The sequence below is a fragment of the Nonomuraea wenchangensis genome (assembly GCF_900111685.1).
In the GTDB taxonomy this organism is placed as follows: domain Bacteria; phylum Actinomycetota; class Actinomycetes; order Streptosporangiales; family Streptosporangiaceae; genus Nonomuraea; species Nonomuraea wenchangensis.
In genome coordinates this window covers 620,379-647,334 of record NZ_FOHX01000005.1, presented here as the reverse complement: position 1 = coordinate 647,334, position 26,956 = coordinate 620,379, and the positions used below count along the sequence as shown (strand labels likewise).

24 protein-coding genes are annotated in these 26,956 nt (G+C 70.8%); 4 read left to right on the top strand and 20 right to left on the bottom strand.

Annotation, left to right across the window (positions count from 1 at the left end; translation table 11 throughout):
- Positions 1–6: 6 nt before the first annotated feature.
- The 5 genes from alaS to BMW85_RS18855 all read right to left on the bottom strand — a co-directional run bounded on the left by alaS (position 7) and on the right by BMW85_RS18855 (position 5,227).
- Positions 7–2,679 carry an alanine--tRNA ligase gene (gene alaS, locus BMW85_RS18875; RefSeq protein ID WP_091082768.1) on the bottom strand — a complete coding sequence of 891 codons (2,673 nt, stop codon included), beginning with the start codon at positions 2,677–2,679 and terminating at the stop codon, positions 7–9.
- 47 nt (positions 2,680–2,726) lie between these two features.
- Positions 2,727–2,960, bottom strand: coding sequence for a hypothetical protein (locus tag BMW85_RS18870; RefSeq protein ID WP_091082766.1), 234 nt, complete (start codon positions 2,958–2,960; stop codon positions 2,727–2,729).
- Positions 2,957–3,346, bottom strand: a complete 390-nt coding sequence (locus tag BMW85_RS18865; RefSeq protein ID WP_091082765.1) for a DUF948 domain-containing protein — start codon at positions 3,344–3,346, stop codon at positions 2,957–2,959. The genes BMW85_RS18870 and BMW85_RS18865 overlap by 4 nt, the downstream gene beginning before the upstream one ends.
- 63 nt (positions 3,347–3,409) lie before the next feature.
- On the bottom strand, positions 3,410–4,675 hold the full coding sequence (locus tag BMW85_RS18860; protein WP_483869907.1) for a replication-associated recombination protein A: 1,266 nt from the start codon (positions 4,673–4,675) through the stop codon (positions 3,410–3,412).
- Positions 4,676–4,744: 69 nt separating this feature from the next.
- Positions 4,745–5,227 carry a DUF2231 domain-containing protein gene (locus tag BMW85_RS18855; RefSeq protein WP_091082763.1) on the bottom strand — a complete coding sequence of 161 codons (483 nt, stop codon included), beginning with the start codon at positions 5,225–5,227 and terminating at the stop codon, positions 4,745–4,747.
- Positions 5,228–5,395: 168 nt separating this feature from the next.
- Between BMW85_RS18855 and BMW85_RS18850 the strand changes: the two genes are divergently transcribed.
- A complete protein-coding gene (locus BMW85_RS18850) occupies positions 5,396–6,292 on the top strand; it encodes a peptidylprolyl isomerase (RefSeq protein ID WP_091082762.1) in 897 nt (298 codons plus the stop codon).
- Positions 6,293–6,355: 63 nt separating this feature from the next.
- Here the strand turns inward: BMW85_RS18850 and aspS are convergent, their stop codons facing one another.
- The 3 genes from aspS to BMW85_RS18835 are packed head-to-tail and all read right to left on the bottom strand — an operon-like array spanning position 6,356 to position 10,022.
- Positions 6,356–8,089 (bottom strand): aspartate--tRNA ligase, encoded by a 1,734-nt coding sequence (aspS, locus tag BMW85_RS18845; protein ID WP_091082761.1) that lies wholly within the window; start codon positions 8,087–8,089, stop codon positions 6,356–6,358.
- A complete protein-coding gene (gene hisS / locus BMW85_RS18840; protein WP_091082759.1) occupies positions 8,086–9,342 on the bottom strand; it encodes a histidine--tRNA ligase in 1,257 nt (418 codons plus the stop codon). Before hisS ends, aspS begins: the two co-directional genes overlap by 4 nt.
- Positions 9,342–10,022, bottom strand: a complete 681-nt coding sequence (locus BMW85_RS18835; protein WP_091082758.1) for an MBL fold metallo-hydrolase — start codon at positions 10,020–10,022, stop codon at positions 9,342–9,344. Before BMW85_RS18835 ends, hisS begins: the two co-directional genes overlap by 1 nt.
- Positions 10,023–10,160: 138 nt before the next feature.
- On the opposite strand from BMW85_RS18835, the gene BMW85_RS18830 reads away from it, so the two are divergent.
- The 3 genes from BMW85_RS18830 (at position 10,161) to BMW85_RS51160 (ending at position 13,544) form a co-directional block, all read left to right on the top strand.
- Entirely contained in the window at positions 10,161–11,030 is an 870-nt protein-coding gene (locus BMW85_RS18830; protein WP_342743420.1) for a peptidylprolyl isomerase, read from the top strand.
- A gap of 62 nt (positions 11,031–11,092) precedes the next feature.
- Positions 11,093–12,322, top strand: a complete 1,230-nt coding sequence (locus BMW85_RS18825; RefSeq protein ID WP_091082994.1) for a DUF349 domain-containing protein — start codon at positions 11,093–11,095, stop codon at positions 12,320–12,322.
- Positions 12,323–12,452: 130 nt separating this feature from the next.
- Entirely contained in the window at positions 12,453–13,544 is a 1,092-nt protein-coding gene (locus BMW85_RS51160; RefSeq protein ID WP_245774902.1) for a cupin domain-containing protein, read from the top strand.
- A gap of 9 nt (positions 13,545–13,553) precedes the next feature.
- On the opposite strand, the gene BMW85_RS18810 is transcribed toward BMW85_RS51160, so the two are convergent.
- The 12 genes from BMW85_RS18810 to BMW85_RS18755 all read right to left on the bottom strand — a co-directional run bounded on the left by BMW85_RS18810 (position 13,554) and on the right by BMW85_RS18755 (position 26,938).
- Entirely contained in the window at positions 13,554–15,746 is a 2,193-nt protein-coding gene (locus BMW85_RS18810; protein WP_091082989.1) for a RelA/SpoT family protein, read from the bottom strand.
- A gap of 203 nt (positions 15,747–15,949) precedes the next feature.
- Complete coding sequence (locus tag BMW85_RS18805) at positions 15,950–16,468, bottom strand: adenine phosphoribosyltransferase (protein ID WP_091082755.1); 519 nt, start codon at positions 16,466–16,468, stop codon at positions 15,950–15,952.
- 406 nt (positions 16,469–16,874) lie between these two features.
- A complete protein-coding gene (secF, locus tag BMW85_RS18800) occupies positions 16,875–17,876 on the bottom strand; it encodes a protein translocase subunit SecF (RefSeq protein ID WP_091082754.1) in 1,002 nt (333 codons plus the stop codon).
- A gap of 1 nt (position 17,877) precedes the next feature.
- Positions 17,878–19,683, bottom strand: a complete 1,806-nt coding sequence (gene secD / locus BMW85_RS18795; protein ID WP_245774901.1) for a protein translocase subunit SecD — start codon at positions 19,681–19,683, stop codon at positions 17,878–17,880.
- A gap of 39 nt (positions 19,684–19,722) precedes the next feature.
- Positions 19,723–20,106 (bottom strand): preprotein translocase subunit YajC, encoded by a 384-nt coding sequence (gene yajC, locus BMW85_RS18790; RefSeq protein WP_091082751.1) that lies wholly within the window; start codon positions 20,104–20,106, stop codon positions 19,723–19,725.
- Positions 20,107–20,318: 212 nt separating this feature from the next.
- The gene (ruvB, locus tag BMW85_RS18785) at positions 20,319–21,350 is read right to left on the bottom strand and encodes a Holliday junction branch migration DNA helicase RuvB (RefSeq protein ID WP_091082986.1); all 1,032 of its coding nucleotides are present in this window, start codon (positions 21,348–21,350) and stop codon (positions 20,319–20,321) included.
- 348 nt (positions 21,351–21,698) lie between these two features.
- Entirely contained in the window at positions 21,699–22,319 is a 621-nt protein-coding gene (gene ruvA, locus BMW85_RS18780) for a Holliday junction branch migration protein RuvA (protein ID WP_091082750.1), read from the bottom strand.
- Positions 22,320–22,388: 69 nt separating this feature from the next.
- The gene (gene ruvC, locus BMW85_RS18775; RefSeq protein ID WP_091082749.1) at positions 22,389–22,919 is read right to left on the bottom strand and encodes a crossover junction endodeoxyribonuclease RuvC; all 531 of its coding nucleotides are present in this window, start codon (positions 22,917–22,919) and stop codon (positions 22,389–22,391) included.
- Positions 22,920–23,017: 98 nt separating this feature from the next.
- On the bottom strand, positions 23,018–24,163 hold the full coding sequence (locus BMW85_RS18770; protein WP_245774900.1) for a GNAT family N-acetyltransferase: 1,146 nt from the start codon (positions 24,161–24,163) through the stop codon (positions 23,018–23,020).
- A gap of 105 nt (positions 24,164–24,268) precedes the next feature.
- Entirely contained in the window at positions 24,269–25,027 is a 759-nt protein-coding gene (locus BMW85_RS18765; RefSeq protein ID WP_091082748.1) for a YebC/PmpR family DNA-binding transcriptional regulator, read from the bottom strand.
- A 3-nt stretch (positions 25,028–25,030) separates the two neighbouring features.
- On the bottom strand, positions 25,031–25,609 hold the full coding sequence (gene pdxT / locus BMW85_RS18760) for a pyridoxal 5'-phosphate synthase glutaminase subunit PdxT (RefSeq protein WP_091082746.1): 579 nt from the start codon (positions 25,607–25,609) through the stop codon (positions 25,031–25,033).
- A gap of 96 nt (positions 25,610–25,705) precedes the next feature.
- Positions 25,706–26,938 carry an MFS transporter gene (locus BMW85_RS18755; protein ID WP_245774899.1) on the bottom strand — a complete coding sequence of 411 codons (1,233 nt, stop codon included), beginning with the start codon at positions 26,936–26,938 and terminating at the stop codon, positions 25,706–25,708.
- Between the last annotated feature and the right edge of the window lie 18 nt (positions 26,939–26,956).

Here is a 26,956-nt window from a genome sequence, read left to right as displayed (position 1 = left end):
TCAGCGTCAGCCGAGCTGACCCGCGATGGCCTCATCGACCAGGCGCAACGCCTCGCCGATCGCCTCCGGTCGCGTGCCACCGCCCTGCGCGACATCGTCCTTGCCGCCACCGCCACCCCCAAGCGCCTTGGCGGCGACGCCGACCAGCTGCCCGGCCTTGAGCCCCCGCTCGCGCCCCGCCTCGTTGACCGCGGCAACCACCACAGGCCGGTCGGAGGGGACACCGGCGATCACGACGATCGCCGGTCTGTCGGACGGGAACCTGCCACGCACATCAAGCGCGAGCTTACGCAGATCATCGGAGCCGGTGCCATCAGGCGCGCGGTGTGTCACGACGGAGACACCGCGCTGGTCACGGGCCTGCGCCACCAGCTCGCCCGCCGCCGCGAGCACCTGCGCCGAGCGCAGCCTCTCCAGCTCCTTCTCGGCCGTGCGCAGCCGGGTGACGATGCCGTCGATGCGCTCGGGCAGCTCCTCGCGGCGCGCCTTGAGCTGCTCGCTGAGCTGGTGGACCAGCACGCTCTCGCGGGCCAGGAACCGGAAGGCGTCGATGCCGACCAGCGCCTCGACCCGTCGCACGCCCGCGCCGACCGACTGCTCGCCGAGCACCTTGACCAGGCCGAGCTGCCCGGAGCTGTGGACGTGGGTGCCGCCGCACAGCTCGCGCGAGTAGTCGCCGATCTCGACCACGCGGACCTCGTCGCCGTACTTCTCGCCGAACATGGCGAGCGCGCCCATCGCCCGCGCCTCCGTCTGGGAGGTGTAGAAGGCGTTGACCCTGAGGTCGTTGATGAGCACCGCGTTGACTTCGTCCTCGACGTCGCGCAGGACGCTCGCCGGCACCGCGCCGGCCGCGGTGAAGTCGAAGCGGAAGCGGCCGGGAGAGTTCTCGGAGCCCGCCTGCGCCGCCGTCTCGCCGAGCGCGTTCTTGAAGCCGCGGTGGACGAGGTGGGTGGCGCTGTGGCTGCGCGAGATCGCGCGGCGGCGTTCGAGGTCGATCTCCGCCTGCGCCTCGTCGCCGACCTTGAGCTCGCCGCTGCGGATCTTGCCGCGGTGGACGATGAGCCCGGAGAGCGGCTGCTGCACGTCGGTGATCTCGACCTCGGCGCCGCCGGTGCGGATGACGCCCTGGTCGGCGAGCTGGCCGCCGCCCTCGGCGTAGAACGGGGTGCGCGCGAGCACGACCTCGACCGTGCTGCCCGCGCCCGCCGCCGGGACGGACGCGCCGTCAACCAGGATGCCGACGACGCTGGTGTCGGCCTCGGTGTGGTCGTAGCCGAGGAACTCGACCTTGCCCGCCGCCTCCAGCATCTGGCCGAACACCGAGATGTCGGCGTTGCCGGTCTTCTTCGCCGCGGCGTCGGCCTTGGCCCGCTGCCGCTGCTCCTTCATGAGCCGGCGGAAGCCCTCCTCGTCGACCTTGAGCCCTTGCTCGGCCGCCATCTCCAGGGTGAGGTCGATCGGGAAGCCGTAGGTGTCGTGGAGCTGGAACGCCTGGTGGCCGGACAGCGTGCTGCCGGACTTGCGCTTGGTCTCCTCGACGGCCACGTCGAAGATGGCGGTGCCGGTGCGCAGCGTGCCGAGGAAGCTCGCCTCCTCGGCGTCGATGACCGCGTGGATCTGCGGCGCGTCGACCTTGAGCTCGGGGTACTGCTCGCCCATGACGTTGATCGCGACGTCGGTGAGCTCGTGCATGTAGCGCTCGTCGCCGGAGCCGAGCAGCCGCAGGTTGCGCACGGAGCGGCGCAGGATGCGGCGCAGGACGTAGCCGCGGCCCTCGTTGCCGGGCAGGACGCCGTCGGCGACCAGCATGGTGCCGGTGCGCACGTGGTCGGCGACCACCCGCAGGCTCACGTCGGAGCGGCGGTCGCGGCCGTAGCGGGTCTTGGTGAGCTCGGCCGCCTTGTCGAGGATCTTGTAGGTGGTGTCGATCTCGTAGATGTTGTCGACGCCCTGCAGGATCGCCGCCATGCGCTCCAGGCCCATGCCGGTGTCGATGTTCTTGGTCGGCAGCTCGCCCGCTATGTCGAAGTCGACCTTGGTGCGGACCGCGCTGAGCTGGTATTGCATGAAGACGAGGTTCCAGACCTCGAGGTAGCGGTCCTCGTCGGCGACGGGGCCGCCCTCCTTGCCGTATTCGGGGCCGCGGTCGTAGTAGATCTCCGAGCAGGGGCCGCCGGGACCGGGCACGCCCATGTGCCAGTAGTTGTCCTCCAGGCCGCGGCGCTGGATGCGGTGCTCGGGCAGGCCGACCTTGTTGCGCCAGATGTCGTAGGCCTCGTCGTCCTCGAGGTAGACCGTCGCCCACAGCTTGTCCTCGGGGAAGCCGAAGCCGCCGTCGGACTCGGAGCGGGTCAGCAGCTCCCAGGCGAACGGGATCACCTCGGCCTTGAAGTAGTCGCCGAAGGAGAAGTTGCCGAGCATCTGGAAGAACGTCGCGTGCCGGGTGGTCTTGCCGACCTCTTCGATGTCGGGCGTGCGGACGCACTTCTGGGCGGTGGCCAGCCGGGACGCCGGAGGCTTGCGCTGCCCCAGGAAGTACGGCTTGAACGGCGCCATACCGGCCGGAACCAGGAGAAGCGTGGGGTCCTCAGCGATCAGGCTGGCCGAGGGCACTATCTTGTGCCCACGCTCCTCGAAGAAGCGCAGGAAGCGGCGCGCGATCTCTGCCGACTCCATGGTGGCCATCCTTTGCGTTAGTCGTCGTGTCGTGTCGAACGAATGTGTCAGCGGGTGGTGTCTTCAGCCTGGTCGAGCCCAAGGCGTGCCCGCAACTCGGTTTCGCGCGCCGCGGCCTCGTCGAGCGCGTCCGAGGTAAAGTCTCTCACCCGCTGGAGCATGCCCGCCGCCCCGGCCGCCGTGCGGCGGGCGACGTGGTCGGGGTGCAGCGCCTGCAGCCGGCGCATCACCCAGAAGGCGAGGAACGCGCCGAGCGACAGGTAGAACAGCCTGCGGATCATTGGACCCGCCTCGGCCGCCCGCCGCCGCGCCGGACCGGCCGGCGGGCCTCGATGGCCCGGCGCACGCCGTAGCCCAGCGAGGACACCTTGATCAGCGGGCCGGTGAACATGGTGTCGGTGACCGCGCTCAGCCGGGCGGCGTGGCCGCTGACCTGCTTGACGTCCTTGGCGATGGCCTCGACGGCCATGAGCTGCCTGTTGGTCTCGTTGACGGTGAGGCTGACGTCGTCGAGCAGCGGCGTGAGGCGGTTGTTGAGCTCGGTGACCGCCTTGGTGGTCTCCTTGAGCAGGCGGGCGAGCTTGACGAGCACCATGGCGAGCACGCAGACCAGGACCACCCAGCCGGTGGCGGCGATCAGACCGGCGACCTCTCCGGCGGTTAGCATCCGCTCATCTCCCTTGTGTGCTGGGCAGGAACGGCACGACCCTATCGCGTCCGGCTGACAACGTTAGTGAGGACCACGAGGCGCCAGGGGGCCACCGCGCAGGAACTCGCGGATCTTGGCCCAGCGCTCGGCCACCGGAGCCTCGGCGCCGTGCCGGGTGGGCTCGTAGTAGCGGCGCTCGCGCACCTGCTCGGGCGCGTAGTCCTGGCGGACGAGCCCGTGGTCGAAGTCGTGCGGGTATTTGTAGCCGTCGCCGTGGCCGAGCTTGGCCGCTCCGCCGTAGTGGGCGTCGCGCAGGTGGCCGGGCACCTGGCCGATCAGCCCCTTGCGCACGTCGCCGATCGCGGCGCCGATGGCCTTGACGACCGCGTTGGACTTGGGGGCCAGCGCGCAGTGGATGACCGCGTGCGCCAGGTTGATCTGCCCCTCGGGCAGGCCGATGAGCTGGACGGCCTGCGCGGTGGCGACGGCGGTCTGCAGGCAGGTGGGGTCGGCCATGCCGACGTCCTCGCTGGCGAAGATGACGATTCGGCGGGCGATGAAGCGGGGGTCCTCGCCGGCCTCGATCATCCGGGCGAGGTAGTGGAGCGCGGCGTCGGCGTCGGAGCCGCGCATCGACTTGATGAAGGCGCTGATCACGTCGTAGTGCTGGTCGCCCTGCCGGTCGTAGCGCACCGCGGCCTTGTCGACGGCCTTCTCGACGACCTCGACGGTGATGTCCTCGGCCAGCAGCGCCGCGGCCTCCAGGTAGGTGAGCGACCGCCTGGCGTCGCCGCCCGCGAGCCGTACGAGGTGCTCCAGCGCCTCGGGGGCGAGCCGGTGGCCCCCGCCGAGCCCGCGTGGCTCGGCCACCGCCCGCTCCAGGACGGCGCGGATGTCGTCGTCGGACAGCGACTCCAGGGTGAGCAGGAGCGAGCGCGACAGCAGCGGCGAGATGACGGAGAAGTACGGGTTCTCGGTGGTGGCGCCGATGAAGGTGACCCAGCGGTTCTCCACGGCGGGCAGCAGGGCGTCCTGCTGGGCCTTGTTGAAGCGGTGGACCTCGTCCACGAACAGCACGGTCTGGCGGCCGGTCATGCCCAGCTCGCGGCGGGCGTTGTCGATGGCCGCGCGGACGTCCTTGACCCCGGCGGAGACGGCGGAGATCTCCACGAAGCGGCGCTGGGTGACGTTGGAGACGACGTAGGCGAGCGTGGTCTTGCCGGTGCCGGGCGGCCCCCACAGGAACAGCGACATGGGAGCCTCGCTCTCGACCAGGCGACGCAGCGGGGTGCCGGGGCCGAGCAGGTGGCGCTGGCCGATCACCTCGTCGAGGGTGCGCGGGCGCATGCGCACCGCCAGGGGCTGCGGGGTGGCGTCCTCGGCGGCCGAGTCGAACAGGCTATCCACAACGTGAGATTACAGGCCCCAAACCGCCCTCGCGCCCGAGTCCCCTGCCAGGAAGCAGAAGTAGCCGGCCACGGCGGCCAGCACGACCGTGAGCCCGGACAGGACCAGCGAGACGGGACGGCCGAAGCGGTCGCGCCCGACGGAGTCGCGGGCCGGGCGGGTGGCGTGCACCAGCAGCAGCGTGACGGCGGCCAGGCCCGACGCCGACAGCAGCAGCGGGGTGGCGAAGCTCTCGTGCGTGGCGATGGCCCGGCCGAGGCCGCCCTCGGCGGTGGCGAAGCGGGCCTCCTTCAGCCGCTCGCCGCTCTCCTTGGCCGCGAACACGGCCACGGGCCCGGCCAGGGAGAGCAGGACCGCGGCCCAGGCGACGTACGGACGCCACCGCGGCACCAGCGCGTGGACCACCGCCACCGCGGCGAGCAGCGGCACCAGCACGACGGCGAAGTGGATGACGAGCGCGTGGGCCGGCAGGCCCAGGATCTGGTCGAACATGACGACTCCTTTGTGCTCTTTTCATCTACGCGTGGGAGCACGATAAGGTTCGCGGCCCCATCCGTCGCACATCACGGCTTTTGCCACTTACATCCGGCACATACCGAGGGCCGGTAGCATGCGCGGAGTTGTTTGGTCATGTGTCGGCAAAGATGAAGGAGACATGCGGTGAGCGGCGAAGACCGCAAGAGCGACCTCGCGCGGGAGCACAAGGAGCGGCAGGAGAAGCGCGCGGCGGCCGAGGGCTCCTCCAAGGCGAAGCGGAACGCCTTCATCGGCGCGGGCGTGGCTGTGGTGGTGGTGGCCGGCGGCATCTTCGCCGCGACCACCCTGAGGGGCGGCGACGGGCCGGACCCCGCCGCGGCGGAGAGCTCGGCCTCCGCGTCGGCGTCGGCATCGCCCTCGGCGTCGCTGCCGATCGCGCCGACGACGACCGCGGCGGCCGGGCCGGTGACGTGCACGTACAAGCGTGACGACTCCGTCCCGAACAAGTTCGTGGGCCTGCCGGGCAAGAAGCCCAACATGAAGCTGAAGAAGATGACGATCAACTTCAACCGCGGCAAGGTCGTCGTCGACCTGATGACCGACGCGGCCCCGTGCACGGTCAACTCGCTCAGCTTCCTCAGCAAGAAGCACTTCTACGACAACATGAAGTGCCACCGGCTGGTCACCCCGGACGTCGCCGGCGTGCACCTGCTGCAGTGCGGCGACCCGCAGGCCAAGGCCGACGGCAAGAACCCGACCGACGGCCAGGGCACCTCGGGCTACGTCTACTCCGACGAGAACGTCGAGATCCCGCCGGCCAAGGGCGTGGTCTTCATGTCCCAGCCGGGCGACTCGATGGGTCAGAACAACAGCCAGTTCGTCTTCTCGCTGTCGGACGAGAACACGCAGCTCGGCGCGGGCTTCTCCACCGTCGGCGTGGTCAGCGAGGGCATGGACATGCTGCTCGGCCTGGCCAAGAACGGCCAGGACCTCATCGTGAACGAGGCCGACATCACCGGCGACGGCGGCACCACCGCCCCCAAGAAGCCGGTCATCATCAAGAGCATCACGTTCTCCTGACCAGCGCGCGGAAGAAGCCGGCGGGGCGCTCGCCCCGCCGGCTTCTCTCATGCCGGGCCCGGATCAGTCCTTGCGCGGCGCGGCGTCGACGCCCGCCTCCTTGCGCTGCCCCGCCGTGATGGGCGTGGGCGCGCCGGTCAGCGGGTCGAAGCCGGAAGCCGTCTTGGGGAAGGCGATGACGTCGCGGATCGACTCGCCGCCGGCCAGCAGCATGCAGATGCGGTCCCAGCCGTAGGCGATGCCGCCGTGCGGCGGCGGGCCGTACTTGAACGCCTCCAGCAGGAAGCCGAACTTGCTCTCGGCCTCCTCCTTGGAGATGCCGAGCACGTCGAAGACGCGCTGCTGCATCTCGGCCCGGTGGATACGGATCGAGCCGCCGCCGATCTCCATGCCGTTGCAGACCATGTCGTAGGCGTAGGCCAGCGCCTCGGCCGGGTGGTCCTGGAAGTTGTCGGCCCACTCGGGCTTGGGGCCGGTGAACGGGTGGTGCACGGCCGTCCAGCCGCCCTCGCCGTCCTCCTCGAACATGGGGGCGTCCACGACCCACAGGAACGACCACTGCGACTCGTCGATGAGCCCGCAGCGGCGGCCGATCTCCAGCCGGGCCGCGCCGAGCAGGTCGCGGGCGGCGTTGCGGGCGCCCGCGGCGAAGAAGATCGCGTCACCGGGGGCGGCGCCGACCTTGGCGGCCAGCCCGGACAGCTCCTCCTCCGACAGGTTCTTGGCGACCGGGCCGCCGAGCGTGCCGTCCTCCTGCACCAGCACGTAGGCCAGGCCCTTGGCGCCGCGCGAGCGGGCCCACTCCTGCCAGCCGTCGAGCTCCTTGCGGGTCTGCGAGGCGCCGCCCGGCATGACGACCGCGCCGACGTAGTCGGCCTGGAAGACGCGGAAGGTGGTGCCCGCGAAGTAGGAGGTCATCTCGACCAGCTCCTGGCCGAAGCGCAGGTCGGGCTTGTCGGAGCCGTAGCGGGCCATGGCCTCGGCGTACGTCATGCGCGGCAGCGGCGTCGGCACCTCGTAGCCGGCGAGCTCCCGCCACAGGCGGGCGATCAGCGTCTCGCCGACCTGGATGACGTCCTCCTGGTCGACGAAGGACATCTCGACGTCGATCTGGGTGAACTCCGGCTGCCGGTCGGCGCGCAGGTCCTCGTCGCGGTAGCACTTGGCGAGCTGGTAGTAGCGCTCCAGCCCGGCGACCTGCAGGAGCTGCTTGAACAGCTGCGGCGACTGCGGCAGGGCATACCAGTTGCCGGGCTGCAGGCGCACGGGCACGAGGAAGTCGCGGGCGCCCTCGGGCGTGGAGCGGGTGAGCGTCGGGGTCTCGACGTAGACGAAGCCGAGCTCGTTCATGACCTCGTTGGCGAGGTAGGTGGCCTTGGAGCGCACCCGCATGGCGTGGGCCACCTGCTGGCGGCGTACGTCGAGGTAGCGGTACTTCAGCCGCGCCTCCTCCGACACCCCCACGTTGCCCTCGATCGGGAACGGCAGCGGCGCCGACTCGCTCAGCACCTCGACGGTGTCGGCGACGACCTCGATCTTCCCGGTGGGCAGCTCGGGGTTCTCGTTGCCCTCCGGGCGCAGGCGCACCTCCCCGACGACCTTCACGCAGTATTCGGCGCGCAGGTCGTGGGCGTGGTCCTCCTCGCGGAAGACCACCTGCGCCGAGCCGGAGGCGTCGCGCAGGTCGATGAAGACCACGCCGCCATGGTCGCGGCGGCGGGCCACCCAGCCCGCGAGCGTCACCTTCTGCCCGGCGTGCTCCTCGCGGAGCGACCCGGCCGTATGCGTGCGGATCACTGCACTTTCCCCTTCAAGACGTCCACGACCTGGGCCAGCGGCACCTCGGTCTGGTCTGCTGTGGTCAGGTCCTTCACTTGCACGGCCCGGGCCGCGAGGTCGCGCTCGCCCAGGATCAGGGCGAAGCGGGCGCCGGAACGGTCGGCTCCCTTCATCGCGCCCTTGAGCCCCTTGCCGCCGAAGGCCATGTCGGCGGCGACGCCGGCCGCGCGCAGGTCGTTCACGAGGGTGAACATGGCGCGGGCCGCTTCGTCGCCCAGCGCCACACCGTACACCTCGCAGCGGGCGGGGGTGGCGGGCTCGACGCCCTCGCGTTCCAGGGCGATGACGGTGCGGTCGAGGCCGAGCCCGAAGCCGATGCCGGGCAGCGCGGGCCCGCCGATGGCCTCGGACAGGCCGTCGTAGCGACCGCCGCCGCCGATGCCGGACTGCGCGCCGAGCAGCGGGTGGTCGAACTCGAACGTGGTGCGCGTGTAGTAGTCGAGCCCGCGCACCAGCCGCGGGGAGTCCTCCCACGGGATGCCGAGGTCGGCCAGGAGCTGCTTGACCCGGTCGTGGTAGGACTTGCAGCCGGCGCACAGGTGGTCGCCGATGAGCGGCGCGTCCGCGAGCTGCTCCTGCACCTCGGGCCGCTTGTCGTCGAGCACGCGCAACGGGTTGATCTCGATGCGGGCGCGGGTGGCCTCGTCGAGGTCGAGCGCGCGCAGGAACTCCTGCAGCCGGGCGCGGTAGATCGGGCGGCACTCGCGGCAGCCCAGCGAGTTGAGCAGCAGGCGGACCTGGGTGAGGCCCAGCGTGGTGTACCACTGCCAGGCGAGCGCGATCGTCTCGGCGTCGACGGCGGGGTCCTCGCTGCCGATGGCCTCCAGGTCGAGCTGGTAGAACTGGCGGTAGCGGCCCTCCTGGGGCGCCTCGGCGCGGAAGACCGGGCCGTCGGTCCACACCTTGACAGGGAGCTGGCCGCGGTGCAGGCCGTGCTCCAGGACCGCGCGCAGCACGCCGGCGGTGAACTCCGGGCGCAGCGTGAGCGAGCGTCCGCCGCGGTCGGTGAAGGTGTACATCTCCTTGCTCACGACGTCGGTGGACTCGCCGACGCCACGGGCGAAGAGCTGGGTGTCCTCGAAGACCGCGGTCTCGAGGTAGGAGTAGCCCGCGCGCCTGGCCGTCTCGGCGAACGCGGCGCGGATCGCGTAGAACGTCGACGCCTGCGGCGGGACGTATTCCTTGACGCCTTTTGGTGCTTGGAAGCTCATTAGATCCCTCGTGTGGGACCGGCGTGCGGCGCTGCTTCCTTCAGGTAGGGGTTGGTCGCGCGCTCGCGGCCGATCGTGGTCTGTGGTCCGTGGCCCGGCAACACGACCGTATCGTCCGGCAGCGGCAGACACTTGGTAGCCAGGCTGCGCAGGATGGTCGGATAGTCGCCGCCGGGAAGATCGGTGCGGCCGATGGAGCCGGCGAACAGCAGGTCGCCCGAGAACATCACGTCGTCCGAGGGCAGCCGGAAGCTCACCGACCCCCTGGTATGGCCGGGGGTGTGGTCCACGACGAGCTCCAGGCCGGCCAGCTCCAGCACGGCGCCGTCGCTCAGCTCGCGTACGTCGTCGGGCTCGCTGAGGGTGATGCCGCCGAACAGCGCGGCGCTCTCGCGGGAGAAGCCGGCGCCGGGGTCGCTGAGCAGGTGGCGGTCGTCCGGGTGGATCCAGGCCGGCACGTCGCGGGCGCCGCAGACGGGGGCCACCGACCAGACGTGGTCGAGGTGGCCGTGGGTGAGGATCACGGCGACCGGCTTGAGCCGGTGCTCGCGCAGCAGGTCGTCGACGCCTTCGGCGGCGTCCTGGCCCGGATCGACGATCACGCACTCCTCGCCGGCCGCGGGCGCGACGACGTAACAGTTGGTCTGGAAGCCCCCTGCGGGGAAGCCGGCGATGAGCATCTGCCTCAGGTGATCTCGTCGAAAAGCCAATGGGAATGTAACCGAAGGGTACCGGTGCGGGTCGCCGGGCTGCGAATCATTACCCATTGGCCGATACGATTCGCCCACCTTGGTTGATTGACTATGGGAGGCAAAGCGGTGGCCACGGGGAAGGACCGGCAGAAGCAGCTGGCGCGTGAGCACTACGAGCGGCAGATGCAGCGCCGTCTCGAGCGCGAGCAGAAGGCCAAGCGCACGGCGATCATCGGCTCGACCGTGGGCGTGGTGATCGTGGTCGGCGGAATCGTGGCCGCGGTCGCGCTCCTGGGCGGCGGCGGCACGGGCACGGAGGCGGCCTCCTCGCCGAGCGCCTCGGCGGCCGAGACCGCCTCGGCCTCGGCGAGCACGGGGCCCAAGCCGTACGACGCGGCCACGGGCACCTGCGACTACGTCAAGGACGCCACAGGCGGCACGGTCAAGGACGTCGGCATGCCGCCGACGAAGGTCAAGACCACTCCCGCCAAGAAGACCATGACGCTCAAGACCAACCTGGGCGACGTCGTGGTCGAGCTCGACAACGCCAAGGCCCCCTGCACGACCAACTCGCTGGAGTTCCTGGCGAAGAAGAAGTACTACGACGGCAGCAAGTGCCACCGGCTGGGCAGCGAGAAGTTCCCCATGCTGCAGTGCGGCGACCCGACGGCCAAGGCCGACGGCAAGAGCCAGGACGGCGCGGGCGGCCCCGGCTACGTGATGGCCGAGGAGAACCTCGACGGAGCCCAGTACAAGCGCGGCGTCATGGCGATGGCCAAGACCAGCGCGCCCGGCACCACGGGAAGCCAGTTCTTCCTGGTGTTCGGTGACATCCAGCTCACCCCCGATTACACCCCAGTGGGTACGATCACGAAGGGTCTCGACATCCTGGACAAGGTGAACAAAGCGGGCGTCATTGCCGACATGGGCGACGGGACCGGGGCGCCGAAGGAAACCATGGAAATCAAAGACGTGACAATCGCCAGCAAGAGCTGACGTAATACAAACTAGGGACGAAGTAGTCCCGAAGGGTCTGATGGAGAGTGCGGGAGGACACGGTGAGCACCGACCCGTGGGGCCGGGTAGACGACGACGGCACCGTCTACGTGCGTACGGCTGAGGGAGAACGGGCCGTCGGCTCCTGGCAGGCCGGTGAACCCGAAGAGGCACTGGCCTACTTCCATCGCAAGTACGACGAGCTGGCGGGCCAGGTTCAGCTGCTCGAGCAGCGGGTGCGGGGCACCGACCTGGCTCCGGCCCAGGCCGAGGCCAGCATCGCCAAGCTGCGCGAGGCGGTCGCCGACGCCCACGCGATCGGCGACCTGCAGGCGCTGACGGCGCGCCTCGACGGCCTGACCGAGCTGGTCGCCCAGCGCCGCGAGGAGGTCAAGGCGGCCCGCGAGCAGGCGCGCGCCGAGGCGAGGACGGTCAAGGAGCGCATCGTCGCCGAGGCCGAGCGCATCGCGGACGAGACCACCCACTGGAAGTCCGGCGGCGAGCGGCTGCGCCAGCTCGTCGAGGAGTGGAAGGCCGCCGACCGCATCGACCGGGTCACCGAGGCCGCGCTGTGGAAGCGGCTCTCGGCCGCCCGCACGGCCTTCGCCAAGCGGCGCAAGCAGTACTTCGCCGGCCTGGACGAGCAGCGCGAGGGCGTGCGCTCGACCAAGGAGCGCATCGTCGCCGAGGCAGAGGCGCTGTCCGGCTCCACCGACTGGGGCCCCACCGCGGCGGTCTACCGCGAGCTGATGCAGCAGTGGAAGAGCGCCGGCCGGGCCTCGCGCGAGGTCGAGGACGAGCTGTGGGGCCGATTCAAGGCCGCCCAGGACCAGTTCTTCCAGGCCCGTTCCGCGGTCTTCGCCGAGCGCGACGCCTCGCTGGCCGCCAACGCGCAGGTCAAGGAGGAGCTGCTGGCCGAGGCGGAGAAGATCCTGCCGGTCACGGACGCCCGCGCGGCGCGCGGGGCGCTGCGCCACCTCCTGGAGCGCTGGGAGGCCGCAGGACCGGTGCCGCGCGAGCAGCGCGACCGCCTGGAGGGCGGGCTGCGCCGCGTGGACGAGGCCGTTCGCAAGGCCGAGGACGCCGAGTGGAAGCGCTCCAACCCCGAGGCCAGGGCCCGCGCGCAGAGCACGGTCGACCAGCTCCGCACCTCGATCGAGCAGCTGGAGAAGCGGCTGTCCAAGGCGCAGGCGGCCGGCCGCGCCAAGGACGTCAAGGAGGCCGAGGAGGCCCTGATCGCCCGCCGCTCCTGGCTGGAGGAGGCCGAGCGCACGCTGGCCGAGTTCAGCTGACCAGCGGGTAGGGCGGCGCGCCGGCCGATCCGGCCGGAGCGCCGCGTCACGGCCCTGCTCGGCTCTGCTTTCCGCCCGATCACGGGGAATCGGGCGGCACGCGGCCCATCCCGCGATCTAGGCTGACCGCATGGATCCGGTCAGTGTCGCGCGTGCTCTCGTCGAGGAGCTGTTCCCCGGCGCCTTGTACGCCTTCGTCGGCGGCAGCGTGCTCACCGAGCGCCGCACCAGCACCTCCGACCTCGACGTCGTCGTGGTGCTCGACGGCCTGCCCACGCCCTACCGCGAGTCGCTGCGCTGGCGGGGATGGCCGGTCGAGCTGTTCGTCAACAGCGAGACGAGCCTGCGCGCCTACCTCGACCGCGACTTCGACCGGCGGCAGCCGAGCCTGGCGCGCATGTGCGCCGAGGGCGCGGTGCTGACCGACCGCACCGGCGGCCGGGCCAGCGACCTGCAGGCGGCGCTGGGTGAGCGCCTGGCGGCCGGGCCGGGCGGGCTCAGCGACGGCGAGGCCGCGCGGGCCCGCTACGTGCTGTCCGACCTGCTGGACGACCTCGCGGGCGCGGGCGATCCCGGCGAGCGGGCGTTCGTCGCCTGGCAGGTGGTCCAGGACACCGCCCGGCTCGCGCTCGGGTTCGGCCGGCGCTGGCAGGGCAGCGGCAAGTGGCTGCTGCGGGAGCTGCGGGCACACGATCCTGAGCTGGCCGAACGGCTGCTGGACGCCCGCGACGACCCCGCCCGCCTGGCCGCCGTCGCCTCCGGCGTCCTCGAACGGGCGGGAGGGCGCCTCTGGGAGGGCTACCGGGTCGAGGGCGACCCCTTCCACCGGCCGCTGCGTCACGTGCCCGCAGCGTCGCTCTCGGCCGAGACGGCGCAGAGTCCCGGCATGCGCCGGCTGGCCGCTGTCAGCGGCGCGAGCGCCGGCTCCGAGCGGCTGTGGATGGGCCAGACGCACGTCGCGCCCGCCACCCGCTCCGCCGACCACCACCACGGGGCCTCCGAAACCGCGATCTACGTCGTCAGCGGCACGCCGTCGTTCGTGTTCCTGCGCGACGGCGAGGAGGTGCGGCTGGAGACCGGGCCCGGCGACTACGTGTTCGTGCCGCCGTACGTGCCGCACCGCGAGGAGAACCCCGACCCCGAGCGGGAGGCCGTGGTCGTCATCGCGCGCAGCACCCAGGAGGCGATCGTGGTCAACCTCCCCGACCTGCGCCCCCGCTGAGGAGACCGCTCAGCCGCCGGCGCCGCTCACGCGGTAGACGTCGAAGACGCCCTGGATGTTGCGTACGGCCTTGAGCACGTGACCCAGGTGCTTCGGGTCGCCCATCTCGAAGGTGAACTTGCTGATCGCCACCCGGTCGCGGGACGTCGTGACCGAGGCGCTCAGGATGTTGACGTGCTGGTCGGACAGCGTGCGGGTGACGTCGGACAGCAGCCGCGGCCGGTCCAGCGCCTCGACCTGGATGGCCACCAGGAAGACGCTGTCGTCGCTGGGCGACCAGCTCACCTCCACCAGCCGGTCGGGCTGCGACTTGAGCTGCTGGACGTTGGTGCAGTCCGAACGGTGCACGGACACGCCGTGGCCGCGGGTGACGAAGCCGACGATGTCGTCGCCGGGCACCGGCGTGCAGCACTTCGACAGGCGCACCCACACGTCGGCGTCGCCCGCCACGACCACGCCCGCGCCGCCCCCGCCGCGGGGACGCCCGCGCAGCCGGGTGGGCAGCGAGGTCTCGGCGATGTCCTCCTCGGCGCTGTCGACACCGCCGATCGAGGCGACCAGCTTCTGCACCACGGCCTGGGCCGCGATGTGGCCCTCGCCGACGGCCGCGTAGAGGGCCGAGACGTCCGAGTAGCGCAGGTCGCGGGCGAGCGCCAGCAGCGACTCCCCCGACATCAGCCGCTGCAGCGGCAGGCCCTGCTTGCGCATGGCCCGGCCGATGGCCTCCTTGCCCGCCTCGATCGCGGTCTCGCGGCGCTCCTTCGAGAACCACTGCCGGATCTTGTTGCGGGCCCGGCCCGACTTGACGAACTTCAGCCAGTCGCGCGACGGCCCCGCGTCCGGCGACTTGGAGGTGAAGATCTCGACGGTGTCGCCGTTGCCGAGGCGCGACTCCAGCGGCACCAGCCGCCCGTTGACGCGGGCCCCGATGCAGCGGTGGCCCACCTCGGTGTGCACCGCGTAGGCGAAGTCGACCGGCGTCGCCCCCTCGGGCAGGGCGATGACCTGGCCCTTCGGGGTGAACACGTAGACCTCGGAGACCGACAGGTCGAAGCGCAGCGACTCCAGGAACTCGCCAGGGTCGGCGGTCTCCTTCTGCCAGTCGAGGAGCTGGCGCAGCCAGGCCATGTCGTTGCCCGGCTTGACCTTGCCGCCGGCGCCGGCGACGCCGACCTCCTCTTTGTACTTCCAGTGGGCGGCGACGCCGTACTCGGCCCTGTGATGCATCGAGTGGGTGCGGATCTGCAGCTCCACCGGCTTGCCCTCGGGGCCGATGACCGTCGTGTGCAGCGACTGGTACATGTTGAACTTGGGCATCGCGATGTAGTCCTTGAACCGTCCAGGCACCGGGTTCCACCGGGCGTGGATGGTGCCGAGCGCCGCGTAGCAGTCGCGGACGGTGTCGACGAGGACGCGGATGCCCACCAGGTCGTAGATGTCGTCGAAGGCGACGTCCCTGGCGATCATCTTCTGGTAGACCGAGTAGTAGTGCTTCGGCCGGCCCTTGACCACCGCGCGGATCCTCGCCTCGCGCAGGTCGCCGGAGACCTTCTCGATGACCTCCTGCAGGAACAGGTCGCGGCGCGGGGCCCGCTCCGACACCATGCGCGCGATCTCGTCGTAGCGCTTGGGGTAGAGCATGGCGAACGCGAGGTCTTCAAGCTCCCACTTGATGGTGTTCATGCCCAGGCGGTGGGCCAGCGGGGCGAAGATCTCCAGCGTCTCGCGGGACTTCTGGTGGCGCTTGTGCTCCGGCAGATAGCGCATGGTGCGCATGTTGTGCAGGCGGTCGGCCAGCTTGATGATCAGCACGCGGATGTCGCGGGACATCGCCACGACCATCTTGCGCACGGTCTCGGCCTGGGCCGCGTCGCCGAACTTGACCTTGTCGAGCTTGGTCACGCCGTCGACCAGCGAGCCGATGGTGTCGCCGAAGTCGGCGCGCAGCTCGTCGAGGCTGTAGGCGGTGTCCTCGACGGTGTCGTGCAGCAGCGCCGCGCACAGCGTCTCGTCGTCGGTGCCGAGCTCGGCCAGGATCGTGGCCACGGCCAGCGGGTGCGTGATGTAGGGGTCGCCCGACTTCCGCTTCTGGTCGCGGTGGTGGTAGGCGGCCACGTCATAGGCCCGCTCGATGACGCGCAGGTCGGCCTTGGGATGGGTGGCCCGGACCGTACGGAACAGCGGCTCCAGCACCGGGTTCATGGCCCCGCCCCCGAAGCGCCGGCGGCGCGCGGCGGGGGCGCCGGACGGCTCGGCACCGCCGGAGTCGGTTATGTCGGGCACGACCGCATCACGGGGCACTCAGACTCCTCCCGCAATGGCTCCTCACGCACATGGCTCCTCACGCTCGGGTCCAGATGCACCAGTGTATCCAGGTGGCGAACCCAAGCCGTCGGCGGCCGGGCTCAGACGATCACCAGGGAGTGCACCGGTATTCCGTCCAAACGCTCGCGGCCCTCCAGAAATGCCAGCTCCATCAGGACCGCGATGCCGACGACCTCACCACCGGCCCGACGCACCAGCTCCACGGCCGCCTGGGCCGTGCCGCCGGTGGCCAGCACGTCGTCGACGATCAGGACCCGGTCGCCCGGGGTGAACGCGTCGCGGTGCACCTCGATCGTCGCCGAGCCGTACTCCAGATCGTAGGACTCCTCAAGCGTGGCGGCGGGCAGTTTCCCCTTCTTGCGCACGGGGACGAAGCCGGCGGCCGCGCGGTAGGCCACCGGGGCGGCCAGGATGAAGCCACGGGCCTCGATGCCGACGATCTTGTCGACCTCGTACAGGCCGGCCAGTCCGTCCACGACCGCCGCCATCGCCACCGGGTCGCCGAGGAGCGGAGTGATGTCCTTGAACATGACGCCCGGCTTGGGATAGTCGGGGACGTCCCTGATCCGGTCAAGGATCATCGTGCTCAGCTCGCTCATGCCGTCTCCCTCGCTTGTCTCCGCCGGCGGCCGGAGGCCCGGCACCATGATGGTGCATTCCGGCCCTCACCCGGACCATCGATCCCGCCCGCCCGCTCCCCGGACCATCGGTCCTGCCGCCCTCTCCCCCCGGACCATCGATCCCGTCCGCCCGCTCTCCCGGCCGGCCGTCCCACCGCGCTCCGCCGGATCCGTGGGTCGGCGCCCCCGCTCCAGAACGCGCCAGACGGGGCTCAGGGCCGTTCTCAGGTCCTCCGGGACGTTGCGGGACGTCCTGGACCGTCCGGAACATCCCGCGGCGTCCCCTGCCATCCCAGGGCGTCCCGCGGGACACCCTGGACACGGCGACGCCCCCGCTCCACCTGGGAGCGGGGGCGTCGGCGAGTCGAACGGCCGGAGCCGCGGGTCAGCCCTTGGCTACCGCAGCGCCTCTGGGCCCGCCCTTCGCCCCTTTGCCCGAGCCCTTCGTGGAGGCCAGCCGCTTGGCGATGGCCTGGTACTTCGGCTCGCGCTCCTTCAGCGTGACCAGCAGCGGCGTCGCCACGCACAGCGAGGAGTAGGTGCCGACGACCATGCCCACGAACAGGGCCAGCGAGAGGTCCTTCAGCGTGCCCGCGCCGAGCAGCGTGGTGCCGATGAACAGGATCGCCGCCACCGGCAGGATCGCGACCAGCGAGGTGTTGAGCGACCGGATCAGCGTGTGGTTGAGCGCGTTGTTGGCCGCCATCGAGTACGTCATCTTCGACGTGTGCCCCAGCTTGGCCGTGACCTCCTTGATCATGTCGAACACCACGACCGCGTCGTAGAGCGAGTAACCGAGGATGGTCAGGAAGCCCAGCAGCGTCGCCGGCGTCACTTCGAAGCCCGACCAGGCGTAGATGCCCGCCGTGATGACCAGGTCGTGGACGAGCGCGACGATGGCGCCGAGCGCCATCTTCGGCTCGAACGCCATCGACAGGTAGAGGATGATCGCGAGCATGAACACGCCGAGGCCGATCCAGGCCTTCTGCGACACCTCGCCGCCCCAGGTGGCGCCGATGGCCTGCACGCTGACGTCGCCGGCCGGGACGTTGAAGTCCTTGGCGATGGCGGACTGCACCTCGGCCCGGTGGCCTTCCTCCAGGGTCTCGGTGGTCACCCGCCAGCCGTCACCGGCCGACTGGACGATCACCTGGTGCACGCCCTCGTCCTGGATGTCCTCACGGACCTGCTCCACGGTGAGGGTCTGGGACGTCTTGAACGAGAAGACCGTGCCGCCTCTGAACTCCACGCCCAGGTTGAGCCCGTTGAGCAGCAGCCCGATGATCGAGACGAGCAGCAGCGCGCCCGACAGGCTGTACCAGAGCCTCCACTTGCCGACGAAGTCGACGTCGATCTCGCCCCGGTAGAGGCGACGCGCGAGTCCCATCTCAGGCCTCCAGCGGGGTGGTCGGGCGGGCGCCGCCGGTGGCGTCGCTCATGCGTTCGGCGTCGAGCCCGGACAGCGGATGGCCCTTGGCGAAGAACTTCAGCCTCGCCAGCAGGGCGATGAACGGCTTGGTGAACAGGAACACCACCACGATGTCGATGAGCGTGGTCAGGCCCATCGCGAAGGCGAACCCGGCCACACCGCCCACCGCCAGGAAGTACAGCACGATCGCGGCGATGAACATGACGGCGTCGGCGATGAGGATCGTACGCCGGGCGCGGACCCAGGCCACCTCGACGGCCGCCCGCAAGGTGCGGTGGCCCTCTTTCATCTCGTCACGTATGCGTTCGAAGTAGACGATGAAGGAGTCGGCGGTGATGCCGATCGAGACCACCAGGCCGATGATGTGCGGCAGCGACAACCGGAAGTTGGCGTTGTGGCCGAGCACGACCACCGAGCAGTACGTGATGATCGTCGCCACCACGAGGCTCAGGACCGCCACGATGCCGAGGCCCCGGTAGTAGAGCATGGAGTAGATCACCACGAGCGCCAGACCGATGACGCCGGCGATCAGACCTCCTTTGAGCTGGTCCTGGCCGAGCGTCGAGGAGACGGTGTCGATGGAGCTGCGGTTGAACTTCAGCGGCAGCGCGCCGTACTTGAGCTGGTCGGCCAGGGTGGTGGCGCTGGCCTGGTCGAAGCCGCCGGTGATCTCGGCCCGGCCGCCCGGGATCGGGCTGATGATGTTGGGCGCGGTGATGACCACGCCGTCGAGGACGACCGCCACTTTGTTGCGCGGGTCCTGCGAGTTGTAAGCCTTCTGCGTGAGGTCGGCCCAGGCGCCCGCGCCCTTGCTCTTGAAGTCGAGCTGGACGACCCACTCGGTGGTGCCCTGGCGGATGCCGGCGCTGGCGGTGTCGATGTCGGTGCCGACGACCTTGGCTACGTCGAGGACGTACTTGTAGCTGCCGTCGGCCTCGCAGCCGGCGTACTGCTTGTTGGGGTCGTCCTGGACGCCCTGGCCGCGGTTGGCCGGGTCGGCGCAGTTGAGCTTGTTGAACTGGGCCAGCACCGCCGGGTCGATGCCCTCGGGGTTGACGCCCTGGTTCTGCTCCTGGGCGGGCGGGGTGCTCGCCTGCTGCGACGGCGACGCGCTCGGCGTGGCGCCGGCGTTCTGCTTGGCGCCTTTGTCGTTCTGGCCCTGGGCGCTCCGCGTGGCCGACGGTTCGGCCGGCGCGGAGGCGCTCGGGGTCGGCGCGGTCAGCGCCGACGACAGGGCTTTGCCGGTGGGCGAGGCGCTGGGCGCCGGGCCGGCCGACCGGGAGGAGCGGGGCTGGGACGGCTGCGTCGACGGCACGCCCGTCCCCGTCGCCGACGGAGCGGCGCTCGGGGAGGGGGCGTTGGTCGCGAGGTCCTGCGGGATCTGCGTGGCCTCCATCGCGAGCACCTGGCGGAAGCGCAGCTCCGCGGTGGTGGCGACCAGCTTGATGGCCTCGCTCTGCCCGACGCCGGGGATGGAGATGATGATGTTGTCGCCGGACTTGGCGACCTCCGCGTCGGAGATGCCGGTGCCGTTGACCCGGTCGCGGATGATGTTGACCGCACGGTCAAGGATCTCCTCCGGAGGACTCGCGTTGTTGAGAGTCACCGGAGACAGAGTCACCGTCGTTCCGCCGGCGAGATCGAGCCCCAGCTTCGGCGTGAACGCCTTCTGCAGGAACATCGTCGCGCCCATGGCGAGGATAAACGCCAGCAGCACCAGGAGCGTGCGCCCTGGTCGGCTGTGGCGGCTGGTCGGTCGGGCCACTGGTCGTCAGTTCTTTCGGATAGAGGATTTGTCGCGTGCTCAATCACGTCGCTTGGTGCTGGAGTCCTCACCGTTGTGATCAGCGGCGATGTCGGACTCGTTCTTCTTCTCATCGACGGCCTCGTCGGTGGCCACCGGCTCGCCGGCCAGAGCGTCACCCGGGGCGACGACACGACCGATGGCGGCCTTGACCCAGCGCGTCTCCACGCCCGGCGCGACCTCGAGGATCACATCCTCATTGTCCACGGCGACGACGGTGGCGAACAGCCCGGTCGTCGTCATGACGCGGCTGCCCGGCGTCAGGCTGTTCTGCATCTGGATCGCCTCTTGCTGGCGCTTGCGCTGGGGGCGGATCAGCAGGAAGTAGAACACCACCACCAGAAGGATCAGCGGCAGGATGCTTCCGAGTTGTCCCATGTCCATAAGGGGCGACCTTCCATCGTCGTACAAGGATTTGACACTGGCCTCGCGCCGGAAATTCCGTGCGTTGCGTCGGGCCGCGCCGCCTCAGCCCGTCAGCCTACACAGCCAGCCAAGCCACGGAGTGTAGGCGCTTGTTGCGAAACGCGGCAACGAGGCAGCGTTTCGGCGCGCGGGGAAGTTCCCGATTTGAGATGGTTGCAACCGATCTGTGATCAGTCCATGACGACCGCCCCGAAAGCGTCCGGCGGCGGCGTCAGTCCGAGATGTGTCCAGGCGGCCGCCGTGGCCACCCGGCCACGCGGCGTCCTCGCCAGCAGCCCCTGACGGACGAGGAACGGCTCGGCCACCACCTCGACCGTCTCCGGCTCCTCCCCCACAGCGACCGCAAGCGTGGACAGGCCGACCGGGCCGCCGCCGAACTTCTTCAGCAGCACGCCGAGCACCGCCCGGTCGAGCCGGTCGAGCCCTTCGGGGTCGACCTCGTACAGGTTGAGCGCGGCGGCCGCGATGTCACGGTCGATGACGCCGTCCGCGCGGACGTCCGCGAAGTCGCGCACCCGGCGGAGCAGGCGGTTGGCGATGCGGGGCGTGCCCCGGGAGCGGCGGGCGATCTCGTGCGCGCCGTCGGCGGGCAGCTCCACGCCGAGCAGCCGGGACGAACGGTAGAGCACCTGCTCCAGCTCGGCCGGCTCGTAGAAGTCCATGTGGGCGGTGAAGCCGAACCGGTCGCGCAGCGGCGCGGGCAGCAGCCCGGCCCGGGTGGTCGCGCCGACCAGCGTGAACGGGGCGATGTCCAGCGGGATGGCGGTCGCGCCCGGGCCCTTGCCGACGACGATGTCGACCCGGAAGTCCTCCATGGCGAGGTAGAGCATCTCCTCGGCGGGCCTGGCCATCCGGTGGATCTCGTCGATGAACAGCACCTCGCCCTCGGACAGGGTGGACAGGATGGCGGCGAGATCGCCGGCCCGTTCCAGGGCGGGGCCCGAGGTGATGCGGAGCGGCGCGTTGAGCTCGGCCGCTATGATCATGGCCAGCGTCGTCTTGCCCAGGCCCGGGGAGCCGCTCATCAGCACGTGGTCCGGCGGGCGACGGCGGCGCAGGGCGCTCTCCAGCACCAGGGAGAGCTGCTCGCGCACCCGGGACTGGCCGATGAACTCGTCCAGCCGCTTGGGGCGCAGGGCCGCCTCGATCTGCACCTCGTCGCCGGCGGCGTCGGGTGACACCAGCTCCCGATCAAAACCCACGCCGACCACGCCCTCTCCCGACCTCCGACCTCCGACAAGCCCCCCGCCCGCACGGCACCGCCGAAGCTCTCCGGCCCTTCAGAGCTCCCTCGCCCACGGACACCCGCACTGTCCGCCGCTCGCCCTCCGCACGGAGACCGCTCACGCGGTGGCCGCTCATGCGGTGGCGGGTCGTGTGCTGCCCACTCGTGTGACGGCCGCGCACCTGTCGGTCGCCCATGTGATGGCCGCGCACCTGTCGGCCGCTCGCATGCTGCCCGCCCATGTGACCGCCGCTTACGTGCTGGCCGCCTGTGCAGTGGTCGCGCCCCTGTCGGCTGCTCGCGTGGTGGGCGGGCGGGTGGAGGGTCATCGGGTGCTCAGGGATCGGAGTGCGGCCTTCAGGAGGGCGGCGACCTGGGGCTGGCGACCGGCGGCGAGGTCGGCGTCGGCGACCGGCTCCACGGCGGCGATCGCCTCGTCGGCGTCCTTGCCGGAGTAGCCGAGCCCCACCAGCCCCGAGTGGACCTGCTCGCGCCACACGGCCACCCGCCGCTCGCCGTTGAGCGCGGCGTCGAGGGTCGCCTCCGGCGTGCCGAGGCGGTCCTTCAGCTCCAGCACGATGCGCTGGGCGCCCTTCTGGCCGATGCCCGGCACCTGGGTGAGGGCCTTGAGGTCGGCGCTCGCCACGGCGACGCGCAGCGCGTTGGGCGTGTGGACGGCGAGCATGGCGAGGGCCAGCTTGGGGCCGACGCCGCTCGCGGTCTGCAGCAGCTCGAACACCGCGCGCTCGTCGTCGGTGGCGAAGCCGTAGAGGGTCAGGGACTCCTCGCGCACGACCAGCGACGTGGCCAGCCTGGCCTCCGCGCCGACGCGCAACTGGGCGAGGGTGCCCGGCGCGCAGTGCGTGAGAATGCCGACGCCGCCGACCTCGATGACGGCGGCGTCGGGCGCGATCGCCGTCACCTTCCCTGCCACCGACGCGATCACAGCCTGTCCTCCGCCGCTCGTGAAACGTTCACGGTCACCGACCCTAGACCCCTCGCCCCTGACCCGGCGTCATCCTCTGGCGCCCTTGGGGGTGGCGCGGGCAAGGGCGGCGGCCAGCCGGCTCTGCGCGCCGCCGCGCCACACGTGGCAGATGGCGAGGGCGAGGGCGTCGGCGGCGTCGGCCGGCTTGGGCATCTCCGGCAGGCGCAGCAGCCGGGTGACCATGGCGCCGATCTGCTTCTTGTCGGCGGTGCCGCTGCCGGTGATGGCGGCCTTGACCTCCGAGGGCGTGTGCAGCGCCACGGGCAGCCCGCGCCGCGCCGCGCACAGCACGGCGATGCCGGCGGCCTGGGCGGTGCCCATCACGGTGCGTACGTTGTGCTGGCTGAAGACCCGCTCGACCGCGACCGCGTCGGGCCGGACGTCGTCGAGCCACTGCTCGATGCCCGCCTCGATGCCGACGAGCCGGGTGCCGAGTTCCTCGTCGGCGCCCGTGCGGACCACCCCGACCGCCACCATGGTCAGCGGCGCGCCCGGCCGTCCTTCGACGGCGCCCAGGCCGCACCGGGTCAGCCCCGGATCGACGCCCAACACCCGCACCCGATCGCCCTCCCCGTACGCCGCCGAACATCTGTTCGGCACAAGACATTACCGCGCCGGGCCCGGCCGCGCGACGAGGCGCGGACGGGGAAAGCCCGTCAGAAGTAGTCGAGCATGTACGGCTTGGCGACGAACGCGGCGTCGAGCACCTCGTCGAAGCGCTCGTCGCCGGACATCAGCCCCACGACGCGCAGCGTGCTGGTCGGCACCCCGCAGTAGAGGGCGGACAGGCCGTTCGCCGTGAGCACCGCGGCGGGTGCTCCAGCCACCGGCGTGGCCGTGCCCGAACCGCCCGAGATGTCCAGCCGCCAGGTGCCCTCGCCCCGCACCGGGTCCTGGACGGTGACCACGGCCTCGCAGCTCACGGCGGCCGGATAGCCCCGGCGTTCGACGGCGGCGGCGACGTCCAGCACCCGGAACATCCACCGCTGCTCGGTGACGTGGTCCTGCGAGCGTTCGGGCAGCAGCCACAGGACGGGGTCGTCGGGCGCCAGCGGGGCGATGACGTTCTTGGCGATGGAGGAGGAGGTGCCCACCATCGACCACAACGCCCTGGCCGTCTCGGGCGACCCCGCGACGAGGGTGTCGATCTGGATGTCCTGGCCGTGCCAGCGGTAGATCACGAAGCCGTCGTCGGCGATGTAGCGGAAATCGTCGTCGTCGGCGAGCCACAGCCCCCAGGTGCGCTCGTCGTAGGAGACGGGCCCGCTGGAACGGGCGGCGCCGTGCACCTTGTGCAGGACGGCGATCAGCTCGGCGGCGTCGGCCGGCCCCATCCTGCGCAGCTTGACCTGCCCGGACGGGCGCAGGCCGCGCAGGGCCTCGGCGGGCAGGGTCACCTTGCGCATGCCGCCGGCGTGCTCGTAGCCGAGCGAGCGGTAGATGGGCGTGGTGGCCGGGTAGAGCGCGGACACCGCGTCACCGAGCTCGACGCCCCGCTCGATGACGGCGCGCATGAGCCGGGTGCCGACGCCCCGGCCGCGATCCTCGGGACTGACCGTGACACCCGCGACGCCGGCCATGGGCTGGGGCCGGCCGTGCCACCACTGCGTGAACTGGCGCAGCCGCGCGGCGGCGGTCAGCCGGGAGCCGTCGAAGACGCCCAGGTAGCGTCCTTCGCCGAGCACCGGCGTGACGGCCTGCCGCCAGGTCTCGCTGTCGGCTGGGGCGATCGGGCCGAAGGCCCGCTTACGGAGGTCGAGGACTTGATCGAGGTCGTCGGGGGTCAGGTCGCGAAGTTCCACAACCGACCAACCTACGCAGCGGCGGCCTTCCGGCGCGAGTCGTTTCCGGCCCGGCCGGACGTGCCGTTCGTCACGATCGGCGTCGTGGCGGCTCCGCGCGGGGCGTCACTCGGCGCCCAGGCGCTCCAGCACCGCGTCGCTCACGTCGAAGTTGGCGTAGACGTTCTGGACGTCGTCGCTGTCCTCCAGGGCCTCCACGAGCCGGAACACCTTCTTGGCGCCCTCCTCGTCGAGCGGCACGCTCATCGTGGGCAGGAAACTCGACTCGGCCGAGTCGTAGTCGATGCCCGCGTCCTGCAGCGCCTTGCGCACCGGGACCAGGTCGCCGGCCTCGGAGACGACCTCGAAGGAGTCGCCCAGGTCGTTGACCTCCTCGGCGCCCGCCTCCAGGACGGCCATGAGGACGGTGTCCTCGTCGAGCCCGTCCTGCTTGGGGACGATCACGACGCCCTTGCGGTTGAACATGTAGGAGACCGACCCCGGGTCGGCCAGGGAGCCGCCGTTGCGGGTCAGCGCGACACGCACCTCGGAGGCCGCGCGGTTGCGGTTGTCGGTGAGGCACTCGATGAGCACCGCGACGCCGCCGGGCGCGTAGCCCTCGTACATGATGGTCTGCCAGTCGGCCCCGCCGGCCTCCAGACCACCGCCGCGCTTACGGGCCCGCTCGATGTTGTCGTTGGGCACCGAGTTCTTCTTGGCCTTGAAGATGGCGTCGAAGAGCGTGGGGTTGGCGTCGGGGTCAGGGCCACCGGTGCGGGCCGCCACTTCGATGTTCTTGATGAGCTTGGCGAACAGCTTGCCGCGCTTGGCGTCGAGCGCGGCCTTCTTGTGCTTCGTCGTCGCCCATTTGGAGTGGCCGGACATTACTTAGAGCTCCCTAACCATGTCTACGAAGTATCGGTGCACGCGCGTGTCCCCGGTGAGCTCAGGATGGAACGACGTCGCGAGCAACGGACCTTGACGGACCGCGACGATCCTACTCCCAGGCTCGCACTTGGCCAGCACCTCGACATCACCGCCGATGGATTCGACCCACGGCGCGCGGATGAAGACGGCGTGCACGCGCTCCCCCGCGAAGTCCAGGTCCGACTCGAACGAGTCCACCTGGCGGCCGAACGCGTTGCGCCTGACCACCATGTCGATGCCGCCGACCGTCTGCTGCCCCGCGATGCCGTCCTCGATCCGGTCGGCCAGCATGATCATGCCGGCGCAGGAGCCGTAGGCGGGCATGCCTTCCTTGATCCGCAGGCGCAGCGGTTCGAGCAGGTCGAAGATGTCGGCGAGCTTCCACATGGTGGTGGACTCCCCGCCGGGGATGACGAGGGCGTCGACCGCGTCCAGCTCGGCGGGCCTGCGCACGGCGACGGCCGTCGCGCCTGCCTCCTGGAGCATGCGCTGGTGCTCGTGCACGTCTCCCTGGAGAGCGAGTACACCGATCGTGGGCACAGTCGATCCTTCCGTCCGGGTGCGGATTTCAGCTATTCAACACCAGCGCGGCCCCGCATCTTCCTGCTGGGGCCGCCGGTTCCGCGCGAGAAGGGCTCAGCGGGCGGGGGCCGCCACGACGTCCTGCCTGGTGTGATCGGCGTCCACGCGGACGAGTGTCCGCAGGTGGTGCCGACGCAGGTAGAGGACCATCATGCCGACGAAGCAGCAGACGGCGCCCAGCACGTACGGCACCGCCACCCCGATGTCCTCGCCCAGCTTGGTGGCGATGAACGGGGCCAGCGCGCCGCCCATCCAGCGGACGAAGTTGTAGCCAGCGGAGGCGACGGGCCGGGGCGCGTCGGAGACCTCCATGGCCGACTCGGTGAAGACGGTGTTGTTCAGCCCGATGGGGATGCCGGACAGGACGACGCACACGACGACCCCGGCGTTCACGCCGGCGACGCCGAACACGGCGATGCCGACCTGCAGGACGGCGAGCAGCGCCAGCGCCAGGTGCAGCACGCCGACCGAGCCGATGCGGCGCTGCAGCCGCGGCGCGCCGAAGACCGACGCCAGGGCGACGCAGACGCCCCATCCGAAGAAGACCGCGCCGATCCCGTACGGGGACATGCCGAGGATGAACGGGGTGAAGGCGAGGATGGTGAAGAAGGCGAAGTTGTAGAACAGCGCGGTGAACGCGGTGGTGGAGAGGCCGCCGTGCGCGAGGGCGCGGATGGGGGCGCTGAGCGCGGTCTTGGTGGGCGGCTTGGGTGTGGCCTTGAGCAGCGTCAGGATGAGGACGAAGCCGACGGCCATGAGGGTGGCGGTGCCGAAGAAGGGCGCCCGCCAGTTCCAGTCGCCGAGCAGTGCGCCGGCCAGCGGGCCCGCGGAGATGCCGAGGCCGAGCGCGGCCTCGTACAGGATGATGGCCGACTCGGCGCCGCCGCTCGCGGCGCCGACGATGACGGCGAGCGCGGTGGCGACGAACAGGGCGTTGCCGAGGCCCCAGCCGGCGCGGAAGCCGACGAGTTCGGCGACGCTGGTGGAGGTGCCGGCGAGCGCGGCGAACACGATCACCAGCGCGAGGCCGGCCAGCAGGGTGCGTTTGCCGCCGATGCGGCTGGAGACCCAGCCGGTGATCAGCATGGCCACGGCGGTCACCAGGAAGTAGCTGGTGAACAGCAGCGACACCTGGCTGGGCGTCGCCTTCAGTCCCTGCGCGATGCTGGGGAGGATGGGGTCGACGAGGCCGATCCCCATGAAGGCCACGACCGCGGCGAACGCGGTGGCCCAGACGGACATCGGCTGACGCAGAATCCCTCCGCCGTTCTGCATGCCGGTCTGCATGGTGCTCCTTCTGTCTGT